This window comes from Corallococcus sp. AS-1-12 (assembly GCF_020036995.1).
GTDB lineage: Bacteria > Myxococcota > Myxococcia > Myxococcales > Myxococcaceae > Corallococcus.
Genome location: NZ_JAIQDD010000005.1, coordinates 193,757 through 211,369, shown reverse-complemented (window position 1 = coordinate 211,369; position 17,613 = coordinate 193,757). Strand labels below are relative to the sequence as shown.

General features: G+C 71.9%; 16 protein-coding genes. 12 read left to right on the top strand and 4 right to left on the bottom strand.

Going from position 1 to position 17,613, the window contains the following annotated elements; translation table 11 throughout:
* Positions 1 to 3 precede the first annotated feature (3 nt).
* The 4 genes from K8556_RS10555 to K8556_RS10540 all read left to right on the top strand — a co-directional run bounded on the left by K8556_RS10555 (position 4) and on the right by K8556_RS10540 (position 5,174).
* Positions 4 to 1,284: a hypothetical protein gene (locus tag K8556_RS10555; protein ID WP_223739910.1), complete on the top strand. Its 1,281-nt coding sequence runs from the start codon at positions 4 to 6 to the stop codon at positions 1,282 to 1,284.
* A gap of 32 nt (positions 1,285 to 1,316) precedes the next feature.
* A complete protein-coding gene (locus K8556_RS10550; RefSeq protein WP_223739909.1) occupies positions 1,317 to 2,075 on the top strand; it encodes a ZIP family metal transporter in 759 nt (252 codons plus the stop codon).
* Positions 2,076 to 2,082: 7 nt separating this feature from the next.
* Complete coding sequence (locus K8556_RS10545) at positions 2,083 to 2,880, top strand: bifunctional 2-polyprenyl-6-hydroxyphenol methylase/3-demethylubiquinol 3-O-methyltransferase UbiG (RefSeq protein WP_223739908.1); 798 nt, start codon at positions 2,083 to 2,085, stop codon at positions 2,878 to 2,880.
* Positions 2,881 to 3,476: 596 nt separating this feature from the next.
* Positions 3,477 to 5,174 carry a sigma-54-dependent transcriptional regulator gene (locus tag K8556_RS10540; protein ID WP_370639909.1) on the top strand — a complete coding sequence of 566 codons (1,698 nt, stop codon included), beginning with the start codon at positions 3,477 to 3,479 and terminating at the stop codon, positions 5,172 to 5,174.
* Between the two features lie 16 nt (positions 5,175 to 5,190).
* On the opposite strand, the gene K8556_RS10535 is transcribed toward K8556_RS10540, so the two are convergent.
* The 4 genes from K8556_RS10535 to K8556_RS10520 are packed head-to-tail and all read right to left on the bottom strand — an operon-like array spanning position 5,191 to position 8,837.
* Positions 5,191 to 5,688 carry a GDYXXLXY domain-containing protein gene (locus tag K8556_RS10535; RefSeq protein WP_223739906.1) on the bottom strand — a complete coding sequence of 166 codons (498 nt, stop codon included), beginning with the start codon at positions 5,686 to 5,688 and terminating at the stop codon, positions 5,191 to 5,193.
* A complete protein-coding gene (locus K8556_RS10530) occupies positions 5,685 to 6,794 on the bottom strand; it encodes a DUF4401 domain-containing protein (protein WP_223739905.1) in 1,110 nt (369 codons plus the stop codon). The genes K8556_RS10535 and K8556_RS10530 overlap by 4 nt, the downstream gene beginning before the upstream one ends.
* 2 nt (positions 6,795 to 6,796) lie before the next feature.
* Positions 6,797 to 7,807 (bottom strand): DUF2157 domain-containing protein, encoded by a 1,011-nt coding sequence (locus K8556_RS10525; protein ID WP_223739904.1) that lies wholly within the window; start codon positions 7,805 to 7,807, stop codon positions 6,797 to 6,799.
* A gap of 49 nt (positions 7,808 to 7,856) precedes the next feature.
* Positions 7,857 to 8,837, bottom strand: a complete 981-nt coding sequence (locus K8556_RS10520; RefSeq protein WP_223739903.1) for an alpha/beta fold hydrolase — start codon at positions 8,835 to 8,837, stop codon at positions 7,857 to 7,859.
* A gap of 115 nt (positions 8,838 to 8,952) precedes the next feature.
* On the opposite strand from K8556_RS10520, the gene K8556_RS10515 reads away from it, so the two are divergent.
* From K8556_RS10515 to K8556_RS10480, 8 genes are read left to right on the top strand one after another with little or no spacing between them, the layout of a single operon-like run.
* On the top strand, positions 8,953 to 9,942 hold the full coding sequence (locus tag K8556_RS10515) for a MoxR family ATPase (RefSeq protein WP_223739902.1): 990 nt from the start codon (positions 8,953 to 8,955) through the stop codon (positions 9,940 to 9,942).
* Between the two features lie 24 nt (positions 9,943 to 9,966).
* Entirely contained in the window at positions 9,967 to 10,848 is an 882-nt protein-coding gene (locus K8556_RS10510; RefSeq protein WP_223739901.1) for a DUF58 domain-containing protein, read from the top strand.
* Positions 10,845 to 11,843 (top strand): hypothetical protein, encoded by a 999-nt coding sequence (locus K8556_RS10505; protein WP_223739900.1) that lies wholly within the window; start codon positions 10,845 to 10,847, stop codon positions 11,841 to 11,843. The genes K8556_RS10510 and K8556_RS10505 overlap by 4 nt, the downstream gene beginning before the upstream one ends.
* Entirely contained in the window at positions 11,818 to 12,828 is a 1,011-nt protein-coding gene (locus tag K8556_RS10500) for a VWA domain-containing protein (protein WP_306799595.1), read from the top strand. The genes K8556_RS10505 and K8556_RS10500 overlap by 26 nt, the downstream gene beginning before the upstream one ends.
* Positions 12,828 to 13,883 (top strand): VWA domain-containing protein, encoded by a 1,056-nt coding sequence (locus tag K8556_RS10495; RefSeq protein WP_223740136.1) that lies wholly within the window; start codon positions 12,828 to 12,830, stop codon positions 13,881 to 13,883. Before K8556_RS10500 ends, K8556_RS10495 begins: the two co-directional genes overlap by 1 nt.
* Positions 13,880 to 14,908, top strand: a complete 1,029-nt coding sequence (locus K8556_RS10490) for a tetratricopeptide repeat protein (protein ID WP_223739898.1) — start codon at positions 13,880 to 13,882, stop codon at positions 14,906 to 14,908. Before K8556_RS10495 ends, K8556_RS10490 begins: the two co-directional genes overlap by 4 nt.
* Entirely contained in the window at positions 14,892 to 16,769 is a 1,878-nt protein-coding gene (locus tag K8556_RS10485) for a BatD family protein (RefSeq protein ID WP_223739897.1), read from the top strand. Before K8556_RS10490 ends, K8556_RS10485 begins: the two co-directional genes overlap by 17 nt.
* Positions 16,769 to 17,494 (top strand): SH3 domain-containing protein, encoded by a 726-nt coding sequence (locus tag K8556_RS10480; RefSeq protein WP_223739896.1) that lies wholly within the window; start codon positions 16,769 to 16,771, stop codon positions 17,492 to 17,494. Before K8556_RS10485 ends, K8556_RS10480 begins: the two co-directional genes overlap by 1 nt.
* Positions 17,495 to 17,613 lie beyond the last annotated feature (119 nt).

The following is a 17,613-nucleotide window of genomic DNA, read 5'->3' as shown; positions in this document are numbered from 1 at the left end:
GCCGTGTCCAACCTCCCCGACATCGCCCCCCAGGCCCCGCGCGCCTCCGCCTCACCGGCGGCGCGTTGGGGCCTGCTGTTCGTCCTGGCCTCCTCCCTCCTGGGGACGGGCTGCGCCAGTGACTACGTGGCGCGCACGGCCTCCGCGCGCTCCGCGTACCAGGCCTCCGATTATCCGCGCGCCCTGCGTGCGCTGGACGACGAGCAGAAGGAGGCCCCCGAGCGCGACCAGCTCCTGCTGCTCCTGGACAAGGGCATGGTGCTGCACGCGTCCGGGCAGTGGGAGGAGAGCACGAAGGTGCTGGCCCAGGCGGACGAGATGAGCGCGCTGCTGGACGTCACCTCCGTGAGCGAGGAGGCCGGCATCCTGCTCAGCAACGAGCGGCGCCGCGCCTACCGGGGCGAGGACTTCGAGAAGCTGATGATCTCCGTCCTCCAGGCGCTCAACTACGCGGAGCTGGGCCGGGACGAGGACGCGCTCGTGGAGGTCCGCCGCGTCAACGAGCGCCTGGAGAAGATGATCACCGAGGAGAAGAAGCCGTACGAGCAGCTCGCCATCGCGCGCTACCTGGGCGGCGTGCTGTACGAGGACCAGCACGAGTGGGACTCGGCCTTCATCGACTACATGAAGGCGTACGAGCTGGAGCCCCGGCTGGGCGGGCTGGTGGAGCCCCTCTTGCGGCTGGCCAAGAAGACGGGCCGCGACGACGCCTACGCCATGCTCTCCCAGAAGTTCCCGGACGTGGCGCACGACGCGCTGGGCCCCGGCGACGGGCAGCTCGTCGTGGTGGTGGAGGCGGGCCTGTCGCCCCAGAAGGAGCGGGCGTCGCGCGACTACGGCGACTCCGGGGACCTGATTGAAGTGCCCGTGTACCGGGACCGCGGCGGCACACCGCCGGTGCGGGTGTCGGTGGAGGGCCAGGCGCAAGCGGCGGTGACGGTGACGTCGCTGTCGCGCGTGGCCCAGGTGCACCTGAACGACCGCATCGGCCGCATGCTGGCGAAGCAGCTCGCGGGCGCGGTGGCGAAGGCGGGCGTGGCCGCGGGCGTGGGCGCGCTCACGAAGAGCAAGGAGCTGGGGCTGCTCGCCTTCCTGGTGCTCAACGCGGGCAACCAGGCCGACCTGCGCTCCTGGCTTTCACTGCCGGCGGAGTTCCAGGTGGCGCGCTTCCGGCTTCCTCCGGGAAAACACACCGTCCAGGTGGATGCACCGGGCCGGCCCACCACCCACCTGGTGGAGGTGAGGCCGGGGCGGGTGGAGGTGCTGGTGGTGCGAAGCTACTGACGGCGTCGTTTTGGGAGTAGGGTGCGCGCCCCATGTCGCCGGTCGTGGCAGAAGTCATCCTGTACTCCTTCATCGTCGTGGCGAGCGCGCTGGCCGGCGCGGGCGTGGTCATCTTCAATGACCGCTCCACGCGGCTCGTGACGTTCCTGGCCTTCGCGGCGGGCGTGATGTTCGGCGCGGCCTTCTTCCACATGCTCCCGGAGGCGTACGAGGGCGGCGGCTGGTGGGCCTTCGCGCTGGTGCCCATGGGCTTCCTCTTCGTGCTGGTGCTGGAGCGCTACCTGGTGGCCCACACCTGCGAGGAGCCGCCGGACTGCGCCGAGCACGTGCACGGCCACGCGCTGGGCCTCAGCGCGTTTTTGGGCCTGTCCACGCACACGCTCTTCGACGGCATCGCCCTGGGCTCCTCGGTGAAGGAGGGCGTGGGCGCCATGGCGCTGCTGGCCATCACCGCGCACAAGGTGCCCTCGTCGCTGTCGCTCGCGTCCATCCTCCAGGCGGAGGGCAAGAAGCGCGGCACCATCCTGGCGTACACCGCGCTGTACGGCCTGATGGTGCCGGTGGGCGCGGTGCTCTACTTCGGCTTCGACGCGGTGATGCGCTTCCAGTCGCTGGCGCCCAAGGCCCTGGCCTTCTCCGCCGGCACCTTCCTCTACATCGCCGTGTCGGACCTGCTGCCGCACGTGAACAAGCACGGCAGGGACAAGCCCGGACGCAACCTGGTGGCATTGGCAGCCGGGTTGCTGGTGATGTTCGTGCTCGCGCGCGTCCTGGGGCACACGGAGCACTGACGGCACCATGGAACGACGCAAGGACTGGTACGAGCACCCGGAGTACTACGAGGCCATCTTCGGCACGGACACCGTGCGGGAGGCGGACTTCCTCCAGGCGCTGAGCCGGCGCTTCGGCACGGGAGGCAACCAGTGGCTGGAGCCCGCGTGCGGCGCGGGCCGGCTGGTGGCGGAGGCCGCGCGCCGGGGCCTGAAGGTCGCGGGCTACGACCTGTCGGAGGCCATGCTCGCGCACGCGCGCAAGCGCCTGTCCCCCGCGGAGCGCCGCCGCGTGAAGCTGTCCCAGGCGCGCATGGAGGACTTCTTCGACCCGTCGCTGGAGGGGCGCGTGGACCTGGCCCACACGCTGGTGTCCACCTTCCGCTACCTGGACAGCGAGAAGGCTGCGGTGGAGCACCTCACCGGCACCCGCCGCCTGCTCAAGCCGGACGGCATCTACGTGCTGGGCTTCCACCTCACGGACTACGCGCGCTCCGGCCCGGAGCACGAGCGCTGGGTGGGGCAGGTGGGCGCGGACAAGGTCGTGTGCAACACGCACGAGGGCCTGCCGGAGCAGCGCCTGCGCCGCTCGCCCATGCGCAACCGCCTGCGCGTCACCGGGCCGGACAAGGACTGGCTCATCGAGACGACGTGGTACTTCCGCACGTACGACGAGGCCCAGGTGAAGCGCCTGTTCCGCAAGTCCGGCCTGCGCGTCGTGGCCACGTTCGACTTCGACTACGACCTGGACTCGCCCGTGGGGCGCGGCAGCCCGCGCCTGGACCGCGTCTTCGTGCTCAAGCCGGACACCGCCTCCAAGGCCTGACGCCGCGCGCCCCGCCGGGGTGTCGTTCGGTGGATGGAGCGCCCGCGCCGGGTCGCGGGCCTCCGGTTCGCGGGTGCTAGCCTCTTGCGCCATGGAACCCTCCGTGGCGGCGGGGACAGGGGCGGCGCCGCCTGCTTCGGCTTGCGCATGGTCAGCGTCTGGCGGGGCTGGAGCCTGCCCCACTTCTCCCTGACTGGTATGGAATGACCCGGCTGTCCGCCTGGACGGCCGGCCGGGTTCGTCAGGCCTCGGGGGTCGAACGGCAGGGCTTTGCGTCCTGTCCGGACGCGCTTGCGTTCCAGTCGGACGCAGCCTGGAGGGGGGTCTCCTCGTGACCCCTCGAAATCATTGGACTTCCCTTCTGGCACGACATCCGCAATGCGTCCCGCCCATACGCTGGCAACGGCGTGTACCGCATCCGGATGCACCCGGAGCGCGGAAGGAGGGGCCGCTCCTTCCGCGCTCTCCATCTGAACCCGCACCTCCCCGTCATCTCCGATAGAGTCCGCGTCTGTTTTCTGGACGGCTTCGCCGGTCGGCGGTGGCGCGGCTTCGGCACGAGAGGCGAGGGGATGCAAGACGAGTTGGCGCAGCTCATGGCTGCGCTTCGGGATTCCAGGGACTTCGAAACCGCGGCGGCTGCGACGTTGCGCCGGATGCTGGCCGTGGCGGAAGGCGCGGTGGCGGCCAGCCGCTATGCGGGCCGGGCCCGGGTCCTGCGCGGCATCGTCCACCTCCGCCCCGGTGAAGCGTACCGCCGGCTGGCGGCGCTGGACGTGGGCGCGCGCGAGGTGACGGACGCGGGCGTCGGGACGCCGTTCTTCACCTCCGCCACGGCCTGGCGCGCGGTGGTGGAGCACCGGTGCGCGGTGTCCATCGACGTGAACATCGGCACGGTGCAGCCGCACGCGCCGGACGCGCCGGTGACGGGCGACCCGGGCCTCGCGGGCTTCCACAGCAACGAGAGCAAGCAGCGCTTCCTGGGGCGCCACGCGACGCACGTGTGCGTGCTGCCCCTGCGCACGCCCTCGGGCATGGAGGGCATGATTTCGCTGGAGGCGGACTGTCTGGCCGCCATGGGGCAGGAGTTCGTCTGGCGCGACGCCGGGGACCTGCTCCAACTGCTCACGGACATCGCCGCGCCGTACCTCACCGCGCTGCCGCAGCGGCCGGTGGCCACGCCGGAGGTGGACGAGTTCCTCCCCGTGGTGGGCCGCTCCATGGCGGAGCTGCTGCCCATCCTCCGCACCTTCGCGCTCCAGGACGAGACCATCCTGGTGAGCGGGGCCACGGGCGCGGGCAAGTCGCGCCTGGCGCGCTGGTGCCATGAGCGCTCCGGCCGCCGGGGCAAGCCCTTCGAGACGCTGGACCTGGTGACGGTGCCGGAGGACCTCCAGATGGCGGAGCTCTTCGGCTGGAAGAAGGGCGCCTTCACCGGCGCGGTGCGCGACGCGCCGGGCGTGGTGGCCCGCTCGGACGGCGGCACGCTGTTCATCGACGAAATCGACAAGCTGTCGCTGAAGGCGCAGGCGGGCCTGCTGCACCTGCTGGAGTCGCGCAGCTACCGGCCGCTGGGCGAGGGCACCGGCGAGAAGCTCGCGGACGTGCGCTTCATCATCGGCACCAACGCGGACCTGCACGCGCAGGTGCGCGCCGGCCGCTTCCGCGAGGACCTGTACTACCGCGTGAACGTGCTGCCGGTGCGCATGCCGCCGCTGCAGGACCGGCAGGACGAGATCCCCCTCTGGGCGCGGTACATGGTGAACCGCCGTCACCGCGAGCGGCTGCCGGACGGCTCCGCGCGGCTGGCGCCGGAGGCGGAGCTGCTGCTGACCACCAGCTCCTGGCCGGGCAACCTGCGGCAGCTCGACAACATCGTGCGGCGTGCGTACACGCTGGCGATGGTGGAGCACGCGGGCGGCACGGGCGACCTGGTGCTCCAGGAGAAGCACGTGGCGCGGGCGCTGGACTACGAGCAGTCCCCCGGCGGCCGGCCGCTGCCGGAGGCGCTGCGGGCCGCGGCCCAGGCCTTCGTCGGCGAGGCGCGCCGGCGCGGCACGCCGCTGGACCTGGACCACGCGGACGGCTTCCGCGGGCTGGTGCTGGGCCTGGCCATCCGCCAGGTGGGCCGCGACGAGGCCTTCCGCCTGCTGGGCCGCGAGAGCCTGGTGAAGAACCGCAACCACCACAAGGCGCTCAAGCGCGAGCTGGAGAAGGTGGACGGCCTCTACAAGGCGCTGGGCGAGGACGGCTCCCCGTTCTCCGACCTGCTGGAGAACGAGGACGCGGACTGACGAAGGGGGCGCGCCTTCAGTGGATGGCGCTGCCCAGCGGCTGGTAGTTCTCGTCGCGCAGGCCCACGAGCACGCTGGTGCCGTTGTCCGTCACCCGCAGCTCGCCGTAGCGCGCGTTCGCGTAGCGCTCCGCGTGGCCCTCCTGGAAGAAGAAGGCCTCCGCGCCCAGCCGCATCTGCGAGTTGCGGATGCGGAAGCGCAGGCGCACCTCGCCGGGCGCGAGCGTGGAGGCCGGCGGCTCGTAGCGCACGAACTCGCCCACGTTGTGCTCGTCCAGGCGCAGCACCACGTTGCCGTCCTCCTGGGGCTGCTCGCGGCCCTCGCGCCAGCCCTGGTTGATGGCGTAGTCGAGCACCATGTAGTCGCCCTGGATGAGCGAGCGAGGATCCACCGGAGCCAGCCGCAGCAGCACGGGCTGCCCCCGCGCGAGCACGGTCTCCTTCTGCACGACGAGGAAGGCGAGCGCGACGAACACCAGCGCGAGCCCACCGAAGATGACGGCGCCGCGTTTCATCGGGCCTCCGTGAGGGCGGCGGGCTGCCGCCGCAGGAAGAACTGCCGCACGCCCAGCAGCACCAGCCCGCTGCCCGTGAGCGCCAGGGCCTTGGCCAGGAGCGTGATGCGCAGGTCGTAGTAGTAGTACGCGCCGAAGGTCAGCAGGAACGCCACCGCCAGCCCCAGCATCACGCGGCTGCGGCGGTGGAAGCCGAGCGTCAGCATCAGCACCGCCACCAGCACGCCCGGCGTGTTCAGCGTCATCCCCGTGAGCAGCACGAGCGCGCAGACCGCGGGAATCCAGACGCGCTGCTCCCGCGCCAGCCCCAGCTCGCGCAGCACCCGCCACCCCGTCCACAGCAGGAGGAGCGCCAGCAGGAGGGCGAGGTACGCGCTCGGCACGAACTCGCTCTCGAAGCGGAAGACGTAGCGGAAGCCCTCCTGCGAGCTCTCGAAGCTGCGGAACAGCAGCCACCCGGGGACGGCGCACGCGAGCGCGAAGGCGATGGGGCCCACGCGAGCGCCCAGGGGCCCGCGCCGCAGCAGCGGCTCGAAGAGCAGGGTGCCGGAGAGCGCGGCGGCGCACAGGAGCATCCACGCGTCCACGCCCGCGCCCCCCACGGCGTCGAGCGCGAACACGCCGACGGACACGCAGAGCCCCACCGTCGCCAGGAAGTAGAGGATGAGGTCCGGGAACACGGCGAGCAGCGCGATGGACGCTGCCGCCCCCGCGAACGCGAGGGTGAGGGTGTCCTGCTCCAACTGCCCCAGCCCCACGAGGAACGCGCCCACGCCCGCCATGCACAGGGCCAGGGCGAGCTGCTCCATGAAGGGGCCCTGGGTGCTGCGGCGCAGGAACACCGACGCCACCGTCAGCACGAGGCCCAGGCCGGTGAGCGCCACCTCCTCCTTCCACAGGCCCACGCAGGCGAAGAAGCTGAGCAGGAAGGCGGCGGACAGCCACGCGCCTCCTCCGGCCAGCGCCTTCACGAACCAGGGCGAGGCCCCCAGCGTCTTCTGACGGATCTCCAGGGCGGTGCGGGCGCGTGCGTCCACCTCCGCGTCCACGTGGCCCTCGGCCTTGAGCCCCGCCAGCACGTCTTGGATGGTCGGTCGCAGGGACATGGTCAGGTCTCCTCCGAGACGCCCGTGGCCTGCGACTCGTGGCGCAGCCAGTACACCGCCAGGCCCACCTCGCCAATGAGCACCAGGGGCAGGATGAAGAGGGTCAGCTCCTCGGCGTGCATGGACTCCATGAGGAAGTAGCCCACCGCCGTGGTGACGAGCGTGATGATGCTCAGCGCGGCCACGGTGAGCAGGAACAGCTCCCCATGCAGGTGCCGGTGCAGGGCGTAGATGGCGACCAGCGCTCCCAGCACCAGCGGCAGGGACAGGGCGGACTCCAGCGAGCGGTCGTGCTTGCTCACGATGAACAGGATGCCCAGGGTCACCAGCGGCATCAGCGTCATCAGGGACAACACGCGGGGCATCCACCGCCCCTGGAGCCAGGACACCTTCCGGTGGGCGAAGTGCTCGTACGTCGCCCAGGCGAACCCGTTGAGCAGCCCCAGCACCAGCGCGAGCCGCGCCTCGTAGGAACCGAAGCGCGTCATGCGCTGGCCCCAGAAGAGGATGACGCCCGTGTTGACGAGCACGAGCTGGAGCATCCACAGCGGCGTGAAGCGCGCCAGCGCCACCCACGGCAGGATGAGCACGCCCCAGCCGATGAACAGCTCATATGGATCCGCGCCGGTCTGGTACGCCTGCCCGTACACGGCCAGCAGCGGGCCCACCAGCACCGCGGCCGCGAGCAGCGCGAACTGGCCCGCGGGCCGGTCGCCCAGCCGCCACGCGCCCACCGCCGCTCCAGCGATGCCCAGGCAGATGAGGCCCAGCTTCGAGAAGCGCCCCAGCTCCGCCCAGTTGAAGGCGAAGAAGTACACCACGCCCGCCAGCACCAGCAGCGAGCCCAGGGCCATCAACGTCGTGGACAGGAACGCGCGCCACGCGGGCCGCGACGGCGAGGCGACCGCCAGATGCAGCGCTCGCCCGTACGCGTCCGGGCCCAGGATTCCGGCGTCCGCCAGCGCGTGCAAGCGCTCCGGCGTCGCCTCCAAGTCGAGAAAGTCTTTCGGCACGGCCGGGCACTGTACCCGGTTCACGTGACGCCGGGGACACCGCGCCCGCTCACGGCCCGGAGCGCTCCGCGTCCAGGAAGGCCTTCAGCTCGGGGAGCACGCGCTCGGGATGCTCCAACTGCGGACTGTGTCCGCACGCCACGCGCAGCACCCGGGCCTGGGGAAGGCGGCGCGCGGCCTCGTCCGCCATCGAGACGGGCAGCGTCTCGTCGCGCTCGCCCCAGATGATCAGCACGGGGACCTGCACCTCGCCCAGCCGCTCGCGGCGGTGGAACAGCGGCCCCGTCAGCGGCACCAGCGCGTTGAAGGCCTGCGCGGCTTCGGGCCTCCCGCCGGGCACGCTCAACAGCTCGTAGCCCAGCGCGCCCAGCTTCTCTCCCAGCGGCGTGGGGGGCGGCGGCAGCATCCGCGCCATCGCCCAGGGGCCCAGGTTGCGCGCCAGCCGCTCCGGCCCCGCGCGGAAGAAGAGGCGCGAGGCGCGCGGCATCTCCGGGCCCAGCCCCATCGCGTCCACCAGCACCAGCCGCTCCACCGGCACCGCGCCGCGCAGCGCGAGCTCCAGCGCCACCAGCCCGCCCAGCGAGTGGCCGACCACCGACACCGGCCCCGGCGCCACCATCCCCAGCGCCTCCTCCACCGGCGCCGTGAAGAAGCGCACCGCGTCCTCCGCGGTCTTCACGTGCACGTCGGCCGGGGTGGACTGTCCGAAGCCGGGCAGGTCCAGGGCCAGCACCCGGTGGTGCCGGGCCAGCGCCGTCAGGTACGGGAACCAGTGGGTCGCCGCGTTCCCACGCCCATGGAGGAAGACGACCGTGGAGCGCGCGCCCTCGGGGGGGCCCCCTTCGAGGATCCGCACCGCGCCACCCCCGGGCAGCCAGTGCACCTGGGCCGCCACGGCCGGGGCCAACTGGGCCAGGAGCCCCGTCTCCACCGGGCCCACGGGGGGCGTGGCGCCCGGGGCTCCGGGGCGGCCGGAGGCGTCCCAGCGAGGGGGGAGGGCGGAGCGGCGGGGCGGGGGCGGGCGGGACATGGGAGATGACCCTTTACGGCACGGGGCGGCTTGACGGAATGTCCGGCCCAAAGCGGTGTTGAGCCGGACGCCCGGGAACCCTAGGCTGCCCGCCGCCCAGGCCGACAGAGGGGACATGAACACCGACATTCGCGCGCTCACCGAACGCGTGCAGCAGGAAAGCAGCTTCGTCGAGGTCCTCAACCAGGAGACCGGCAAGGTCATCGTCGGGCAGCGGTACATGCTCGAACGCATCCTCATCGGCCTCTTGTGCAACGGCCACGTCCTCCTGGAGGGCGTGCCCGGACTCGCCAAGACGCTGACCGTGCGCACCGTGGCGGACTCGCTCAGCGCCACCTTCATGCGCGTGCAGTTCACGCCCGACCTGCTGCCGGCGGACCTCGTCGGCACCATGATCTACAACCAGCAGACGGCCGCGTTCACCGTCCGCAAGGGGCCCATCTTCGCGAACATCGTCCTCGCGGACGAAATCAACCGCGCCCCCGCCAAGGTCCAGTCCGCCCTCCTGGAGGCCATGGCCGAGCGCCAGGTCACCATCGGCGACCAGACCTTCGGCCTGCCTTCACCGTTCCTCGTGCTGGCCACCCAGAACCCCATCGAGCAGGAGGGCACCTACCCCCTCCCCGAAGCGCAGGTGGACCGCTTCATGCTCAAGGTGAAGGTGGGCTACCCGACCCGGGATGAGGAGAAGGTCATCATGGACCGCATGGCCGGCGGCTCGTCGCCCAAGGCCCAGCGGGTCATCGCGCTGGAGCACCTGGTGCGCGCGCGCGAGCTCGTCCACGCCATCTACATGGACGAGAAGGTGAAGGAGTACATCCTCAACGTGGTGTTCGCCACGCGCGAGCCCGCGCGCTACGGCCTCAAGGACCTGGCGGACTCCATCCAGTTCGGGGCCTCGCCGCGCGCCACCATCGCGCTCGCGCAGGCGGCCCGCGCGCACGCCTTCCTGCGCCACCGCGGCTTCGTCACCCCGGAGGACGTGAAGGCCATCGCCTTCGACGTGCTCCGCCACCGCATCGCGATGACCTACGAGGCGGAGGCCGAGGAGCTCACCCAGGAGAAGATCATCCAGCGCGTCTTCGACCGCGTGGAAGTCCCCTGACCAGGCCCCGGTAAGAGCGCGCCCGTGCTGCCCAAGGACCTCATCCGCCGCATCCGCAAGCTGGAGATCCGCACCCGCAAGGTGGTCTCCGACATGCTGGCCGGCCAGTACCACTCGGTGTTCAAGGGCCGCGGCATGGCCTTCTCCGAGGTGCGCCAGTACCAGCCCGGCGACGAGATCCGCTTCATCGACTGGAACGTCACCGCGCGCATGAACGAGGCCTTCATCAAGGTCTTCACCGAGGAGCGCGAGCTCACGGTGATGCTCCTGGTGGACGTGTCCGCCTCCAACGAGTTCGGCTCCAAGGACCGCACCAAGGCGGAGGTGGCCGCGGAGGTGGCCGCGCAGATCGCCTTCAGCGCCATCGCGAACAACGACCGCGTGGGGCTCATCCTCTTCTCGGACCGGGTGGAGAAGGTCGTCCCGCCGCGCAAGGGCCGCATGCACGTGCTGCGGCTGGTGAGCGACATCCTCACCTTCCAGCCCAAGGGCCACGGCACGGACCTGTCCGCGGGGCTCACGTACCTGACGCAGGTGTCCAAGCGGAAGGCCGTGACGTTCCTGGTGTCGGACTTCATGGCCACGGGCTACGAGAAGCCGCTGCGCCTCGTCGGCCGCCGCCACGACCTGGTGCCCGTGGTCATCGAGGATCCGCTGGAGCACCGCTTCCCCGCCCACGGCCTGGTGGAGATGGAGGACCCGGAGACGGGCGAGCGCTTCGTCGTGGACACCAGCTCCACCGCCGTGCGCGGCAGGTTCATGCGCGCCATGCAGGCCCAGCGCGACGAGCGCCGCAAGCTGTTCAAGAAGCTGGAGCTGGACCACGTGGAGCTGCGCGCCGGGGATGATCACGGCAAGGCGCTGGCGAACTTCTTCCGCGCGCGGGCCCGGAGGATGGCGGCATGAGACACGCGCTCGTCCTCGCGGCCGTCCTCCTCGTCGGGTCGCCGGCCGTGTGGGCCCAGGCCCCGGCTCCTGGCGCCCCCAAGGCCCCTGTCGCCCTGGAGACGGTGGCGCCCACGGGCGCGTCCGCGCGGGTGGAGCCGGAGTCGGTGCACATCGGCGAGCCCTTCACCTACCAGGTGACGCTCACGCACCCGAAGGACCAGCGCTATGAGCTGGTGGCGCCCACGGGTGAGGGCCCGGTGGAGCTGCTCCAGCAGACGCGCCAGCGCCAGGACCAGGCGAACGACGCGACCACGACGTTCGGCCTGCGCTTCTCCGCGTTCGAGCTGGGCGACGTGCGGCTGCCGGACCTCACCTTCGACGTGACCACGCCGGAGGGGCCGCGCCGCTTCGTGCTCAAGGGCAAGACGGTGGAGGTGACCTCCACGCTGCCGCCGGACGCGCAGGGGCAGGGCGCGGAGCTGTTCGACTATCAGCCCCCGCAGGAAGTGCCCATCCGCTCCTGGACGCTGCTCTACGTGCTCGCGGTGGTGTTGGCGGTGGCCGTCGCGGCCTGGCTGCTGGTGCGCTGGTGGCAGCGCCGGCCCAGGCGCGAGAAGCTCGTCCCCGTGCTGCCGCTGGACGTGCGCGTGCGCCAGTCCCTGGACGCGCTCAAGCGCGAGGACCTGCCCGGCCGCGGCCACGTGAAGGACTTCTACTTCCGCCTCTCCGAAATCGTGCGCGGCTACCTGGGCGAGCGCTACGGCTTCGAGGCCCTGGAGTGCACGTCGTCCGAATTGATGGCGTCCCTGCGCCGGCTGCCCACGCCGGGTCTGCCGGAGGACGCGCTGATGCGCTTCGTCTCCGAGTCGGACATGGTGAAGTACGCCCGCGCCGACGCCTCCCCCGAGTCCTGCAATCAGGCGCTGGCCTTCGGCTACGACCTGCTCGCCAGGACGTACGTTCCTCCCGCTCCCCCCAAGCCCGATGCTGCCCCCGGACCTCGCGTTCAATAACCCGGAGGCGCTCTGGGCCCTGCTGCTGGCGCCGCTGCTGCTGGCGCTCGCGTTCTGGGAACGCAAGCGCCGCGCCACGCTGCGCTTCTCCGCCGCGCACGTCTTCGCGAAGGGCGGGCGGGGCTTCCGCACGTACCTCCTGCCGCTCCTGCCCATCCTGCGCGTGGCGGCGGTGGTGGCGGCGGTGGTGGCCATCGCCCGGCCGCAGTCGCGCGACTCGCGCGTGCGCGACCTGTCGGTGGAGGGCATCGACATCGTGGTGGCGCTGGACCTGTCCACGTCCATGGAGGCCGGTGACTTCCGTCCGCAGAACCGCCTCAACGTGGCCAAGGAGGTGCTCACCGACTTCATCTCCGGCCGCGTGAACGACCGCCTGGGCCTGGTGGTGTTCTCCGGCGCCGCGTACACGCAGTCCCCGCTGACGCTGGACTACGGCGTGCTCAAGGAAGTGCTCAAGCAACTGCGCACCCGCGTGCTGGAGGACGGCACGGCCATTGGTGACGCCATCGCCACGTCGCTCAACCGACTGCGCGACTCCGACGCGAAGAGCCGCGTGGTGGTGCTGATCACCGACGGCGACAACAACGCCGGCAAGATCTCCCCGCTGGACGCGGCGAACATGGCCGCGTCGCTCCACATCCCCATCTACACCATCCTCGTGGGCAAGGGCGGCAAGGTGCCCTTCCCGCAGGGCACGGACCTGTTCGGCAACACCGTGTGGCGCGAGACGGAGATCCCCATCAACCCGGAGCTGATGCAGGACATCGCGGACCGCACCGGCGGCGAGTACTACCGCGCCACCGACCCCGAAGGCCTCAAGCAGGGCCTGCAGAAGGTGCTGGACGCGCTGGAGCGCTCCAAGCTGATGGAGGGCGGCGCCAGCGCCACGTACAAGGAGAACTTCCACCCGTTCCTGCTGGTGGCCTTCGGGCTCGCCGCGCTGGAGCTGCTGCTGCGCGCCACCGTCCTGCGGGTGTTCCCATGATGCCCACGGTGGAGGCCTGGCGCTTCACGCTCCTGGGCTATCAGGTGGGCCTGGCGCAGCCGCTGTTCCTGGGGCTGCTCCTGGTGGGCCTGCTTTTGGGGCTGCTCGCGCTGCTCAAGGCGCTGGGCCGCAGGACGCGGCTGTCGGCGCTCATCGCGGAGCGCCACGTGACGGCGCTCGCGCCCGGCGTGTCCGTGTGGCGGCCGGCGGTGCAGGGCGGCCTCTACGGGCTGGGGCTGATGCTGTTCGGGCTCGCGCTCGCGCAGCCCCAGTGCGGCACGAAGAGCGAGCTGACGAAGCGCCGGGGCATCGACGTGGTGGTGGCGCTGGATGCGTCCAAGTCCATGCTCGCCAGGGACGTGCAGCCCAGCCGGCTGGACCGCGCGCGGCTGGAGCTCAACACGCTGCTGGATGAGCTGAAGGGCGACCGCGCGGGCCTGGTGGTGTTCGCGGGGGACGCGTTCGTGCAGTCGCCGCTCACGTCGGACTACTCGGCGGTGAAGCTGTTCCTGCGCGCGGTGGATCCGGACGCGATGCCCCAGGGCGGCACGAACGTGGGCGCGGCGCTGCGGCTGGCCAAGCAGGTGCTGGACAACGCGGACCGGGGCTCCAAGGAGCGCGTGGTGGTGCTGCTGTCGGACGGCGAGGACCTCACGGGCGACGTGCGCGAGGCCACGGAGGCGCTCAAGGACGCGCGCGTGCAGGTGCTCGCGGTGGGCGTGGGCTCGGACTCCGGCGAGCCCATCCCCGTCTATGACCGGCGCGGCGAGTTCGTGGACTACAAGAAGGACTCCAACGGCGACACGGTCATCACGCGCCTGGACCGCGCGGGCCTCACGGCCATCGCGGACGCCACGGGCGGCGCCTTCTTCTACCAGCCCAACGGCGTGGCCATGGGGCAGGTGGTGGAGCGCATCGACCAGTTGCAGAAGAGCGAGCTGGAGAGCCGCGTGACGGTCCGCTACGACGAGCGCTTCCAGTGGTTCGCCGTCCCCGGGCTGGTGCTGCTGGTGCTGGGCATGGCGCTCATCCCTTCGCGCCGGAGGGCCGCATGAGCACGCAACCGATGCGGCGGCGCGCGGCGCGCGCGATGGCGGTGGGGCTGGCGGGCCTGCTGGCGCTGCCGGGGCCCGCGTGGGCGGTGGGGCCGCTGGAGAAGGACCACCCGCTGGTGCAGCGCGGGCGCGAGGCCTACGCGGCCGGACGCTACGAGGACGCGCTGAAGGACTTCGAGGCCGCGAAGAAGGAGCGGCCCAATGATCCGACGGTGGAGTTCAACCGCGCGGACGCGCTGGCGAAGCTGGGCCGCAACGCGGAGGCGCGCGAGGCCTTCAAGCAGGTGGCGGAGTCCTCGCGCCAGCCCGACCTGGCGCAGAAGAGCTGGTACAACCTGGGCAACCTGGCGGCCACGTCGGGCGACCGCGCGGAGGCGCTCAAGTCCTACCGCAAGGCGCTCACGCTGGACCCCACGGATCCGCAGGCCCGGCACAACTACGAGGTGGTGCTGCGCGACCTGCCTCCGCCGCAGAACGGCCCGGATGGCGGCACCGACGGAGGCCAGGACGGCGGCAACGACGGCGGACGTCCGGACGCGGGCGAGGACGGCGGCCAGAAGGGTGACGGCGGCACGCCGCAGGACGGAGGCCAGGACGGCGGTCCGGATGGCGGCGCGGACGGTGGGGCCGACGGAGGCGAGGACGGCGGCGGCCAGGATGGCGGTCAGGACGGCGGCGCGGACGGAGGCGGCGGTGATGCCGGCCCCGGCGACGGTGGCGCGGACGGGGGCCAGGACGGCGGCAGCGGCGACGGGGGCTCCCGCGACGGCGGCGCGGACGGTGGGGCCGACGGAGGCCAGGACGAGGGCGAGGGCGACTCGCGCGATGGCGGCGCGGACGGCGGCAGCGAGGGCGAGGAGGAGACGGAGTCGAAGCCGCGCGACGGCGGAAGTTCGCCGGGCGACGTCGACCGGCAGGAGGCCGAGCGCCTGCTGGATGCGATGAAGCAGAACGAGAAGAATCTCCAGCTCTGGCGTTTCCAGCAGAAGAAGAAGCAGAGGAAGCCCAATGAGAAGGACTGGTAGCGGGCGCACGGCGCTGCTCGCCGTGCTCGCCCTGCTGGCCACGGCGCCAGCGTGGGCGGCGGACATCGAGTTCTACCAGACGGTGGATCGCACCGAGGTGGGCACCGGCGACACCTTCAAGCTCACCGTGGTGGTGGTGGACGCGCCGTCCAACGCCCAGGTGCGCCTGCCCGAGTCCAACGACTTCGAGGTGCTCTCCTCGTCGCGCGGCAGCCAGCGCTCCATCTCGTTGTCCGGCGGCGGCCCCGCCGTCATCCAGGACATCACCCGCCACGAGCTGCTGATGCGCCCGCTGCGCGCGGGCAGGCTCACGCTGCCGCCCGCCACGCTCACCGCGGGAGGCCGCACGTACCGCACGGACGCGGTGCAGTTGACCGTGCGCGAGGGCCGCGTGGGCAACGCGCCCCAGGCGCAGCAGGGCGGCCGGCCGCAGTTGCCGGATCCGTTCCGCAACTTCCGCAACATGCCGGACCCGTTCGGGGACGACGACTCGGACCTGCGGGACGACGAGCCGGTGATTCCGCGCGGGGACTCGGACCTGTTCCTGCGCGCGAGCCTGGACCGCGACGACCTCTACGTGGGCGAGCAGGCCACGCTGTCGCTCTACATCTACTCGCGCGTGGACCTGTCCAGCGTGGACGCGGTGACGATGCCCAAGCTGGAGGGCTTCTGGACGGAGGAGGTGGAGAGCCCCACGCAGCTCACGGGCGAGCAGAAGGTGGTGGACGGCATCCCGTACCGCGCCTACCTGCTGCGCCGCCGCGCGCTCTTCCCGGTGAAGTCCGGCACGTTGCTCATCACCCCGGCGGAGGCGGACATCACCACGGGCTTCCTCTTCGCGGGCCACCGCGTGCACCGCGTCTCCAACGGGCTGAAGGTGAAGGTGCGGCCCCTGCCGAACGGCGCGCCGCCCGACATGTCCAACGCGAACGTGGGCTCGTGGCGCCTGTCGCTGGACGTGTCGCAGACGCGCGTGGAGCTGGGGCAGCCCATCACGGTGAAGGTCATCCTGGAGGGGCAGGGCAACGTGAAGAACGTCACCCCGCCGAAGCTCACCGGCCCGGCCGCGCTGAAGATCTACGAGCCCACGACGACGGACCGGCTCACGCCCAACCGCAACCGCATCCAGGGCCGCCGCGTGGTGGAGTACCTGGTGATGCCGCAGCGCACGGGCACCTTCACGTTGCCGGAGCTGCGCTTCCCGTACTTCGACCCGTCGCGGCGCCAGTATGAGACGGCGCGCACGGACCCCGTGACGCTCACCGTGGAGGCGGGCGCGGGCGGCGTGTCCTCGCTGCCGTCGACGATGACGCCCTCGCAGGTGGCGGACGCGGCCAACGAGCAGAAGAACGTGCTCGCCACCGGGGGGCTGCGTCCGGTGCGCGCCCGGGCCCACTTCGTGGGGCCGTCCCAGCCCGTGTGGATGCGGCCCTTCTTCGTCGCGGGCGTGCTGGCGCCGCTGGGCCTGCTGGCGGGCGTGGCGCTCGCGGGCGGCATGCGCGGCCGGCTGGCCACCCGCTCGGAGGCGGGCAAGGGCCGTCAGCAGGCGAAGGCCGCGCGCAAGCGGCTGGCGGAGGCGGAGAAGCTCAAGGCGGGCGCGGACGCGGGCGCGTTCTACGTGGAGGTGGAGCGGGCGATGGTGGGCTTCCTGGCGGCCCAGTTGGGTCTCCCCGTGGGCGGGCTGACGCGCGAGGCGCTCGGGGAGAAGCTGGCGGCGGCGGGCGTGGACGCGGAGCGGCGCGCGCGCGTGCTCTTCGTGCTGGAGGCGTGCGACCTGGGCCGCTACGGCGGCGGGGTGGAGCCGGGCGAGCGGCGCAAGGTGCTGGCGACCGCGGCGGCGGTGATGGAGGGCTGGGCGTGATGAGCGACGCGGCGACGCAGGGCTACTACACCGCCGAGGAAGCGGAGGCCGTCTTCCAGCAGGCCAACGACGCGTATGGCCGCGAGGACTACGCCAACGCGCAGGCCCAGTACGAGAAGCTCCTCGCCCACGGCTTCGGCGGGCCGGACGTGCTCTACAACCTGGGCACCACGCACCTGGCCCGGGGCGACCTGGGCCGCGCGGTGCTGGCGCTGGAGCAGGCCCGGAAGCAGGGCGGACGCGCCGAGGACCTGGAGGCCAACCTGGCCCTGGCGCGGGCGCGGCAGGTGGACAAGGTCGTGGGCGCCGCCGCCGACGAGGCCTTCCTCCCCCGGCTGGCCGCCGCGACGGACGGCGCCGCCGTGGCCTGGGTCTTCTTCGTCGCGTGGCTGGTGGGCTTCGCGCTGCTGCTCTTCCGGCGCGCCTTCCCCTCGATGCGGAGCACGGCGGTGGCGGTGGTGGCCGGCCTCTGCCTCACGGCGGCGGTGCCGGCGGCGCTGCTGTTGGGGGCGCACATCTGGGTGCACCAGAACGTGCACGAGGCCGTGGTGCTGGCGCCCACGCTGGTGGCGCGGGAGCTGCCCCGCTCGGAGGGGCGCTCGCTCTTCGAGGTGCACGCCGGCCTGAAGGTGCAGCTCCTGGAGGAGACGGGGAAGTACGTCCGCATCCGCCTGCCCAACGGCCTGGAGGGCTGGGCCGAGCGCGACGGCGTGGCCGAAATCTAGGCGGGGCCGGAGCGACCCTGCCCGGAGGGAAAACCGGCAGGGGACCGCTTTCGTACAGAGGGCTGCCGGGAGGCGTCGCTTCGCTGGACGCCGCCAGGGCAATGGCCTACGAGGGGCCC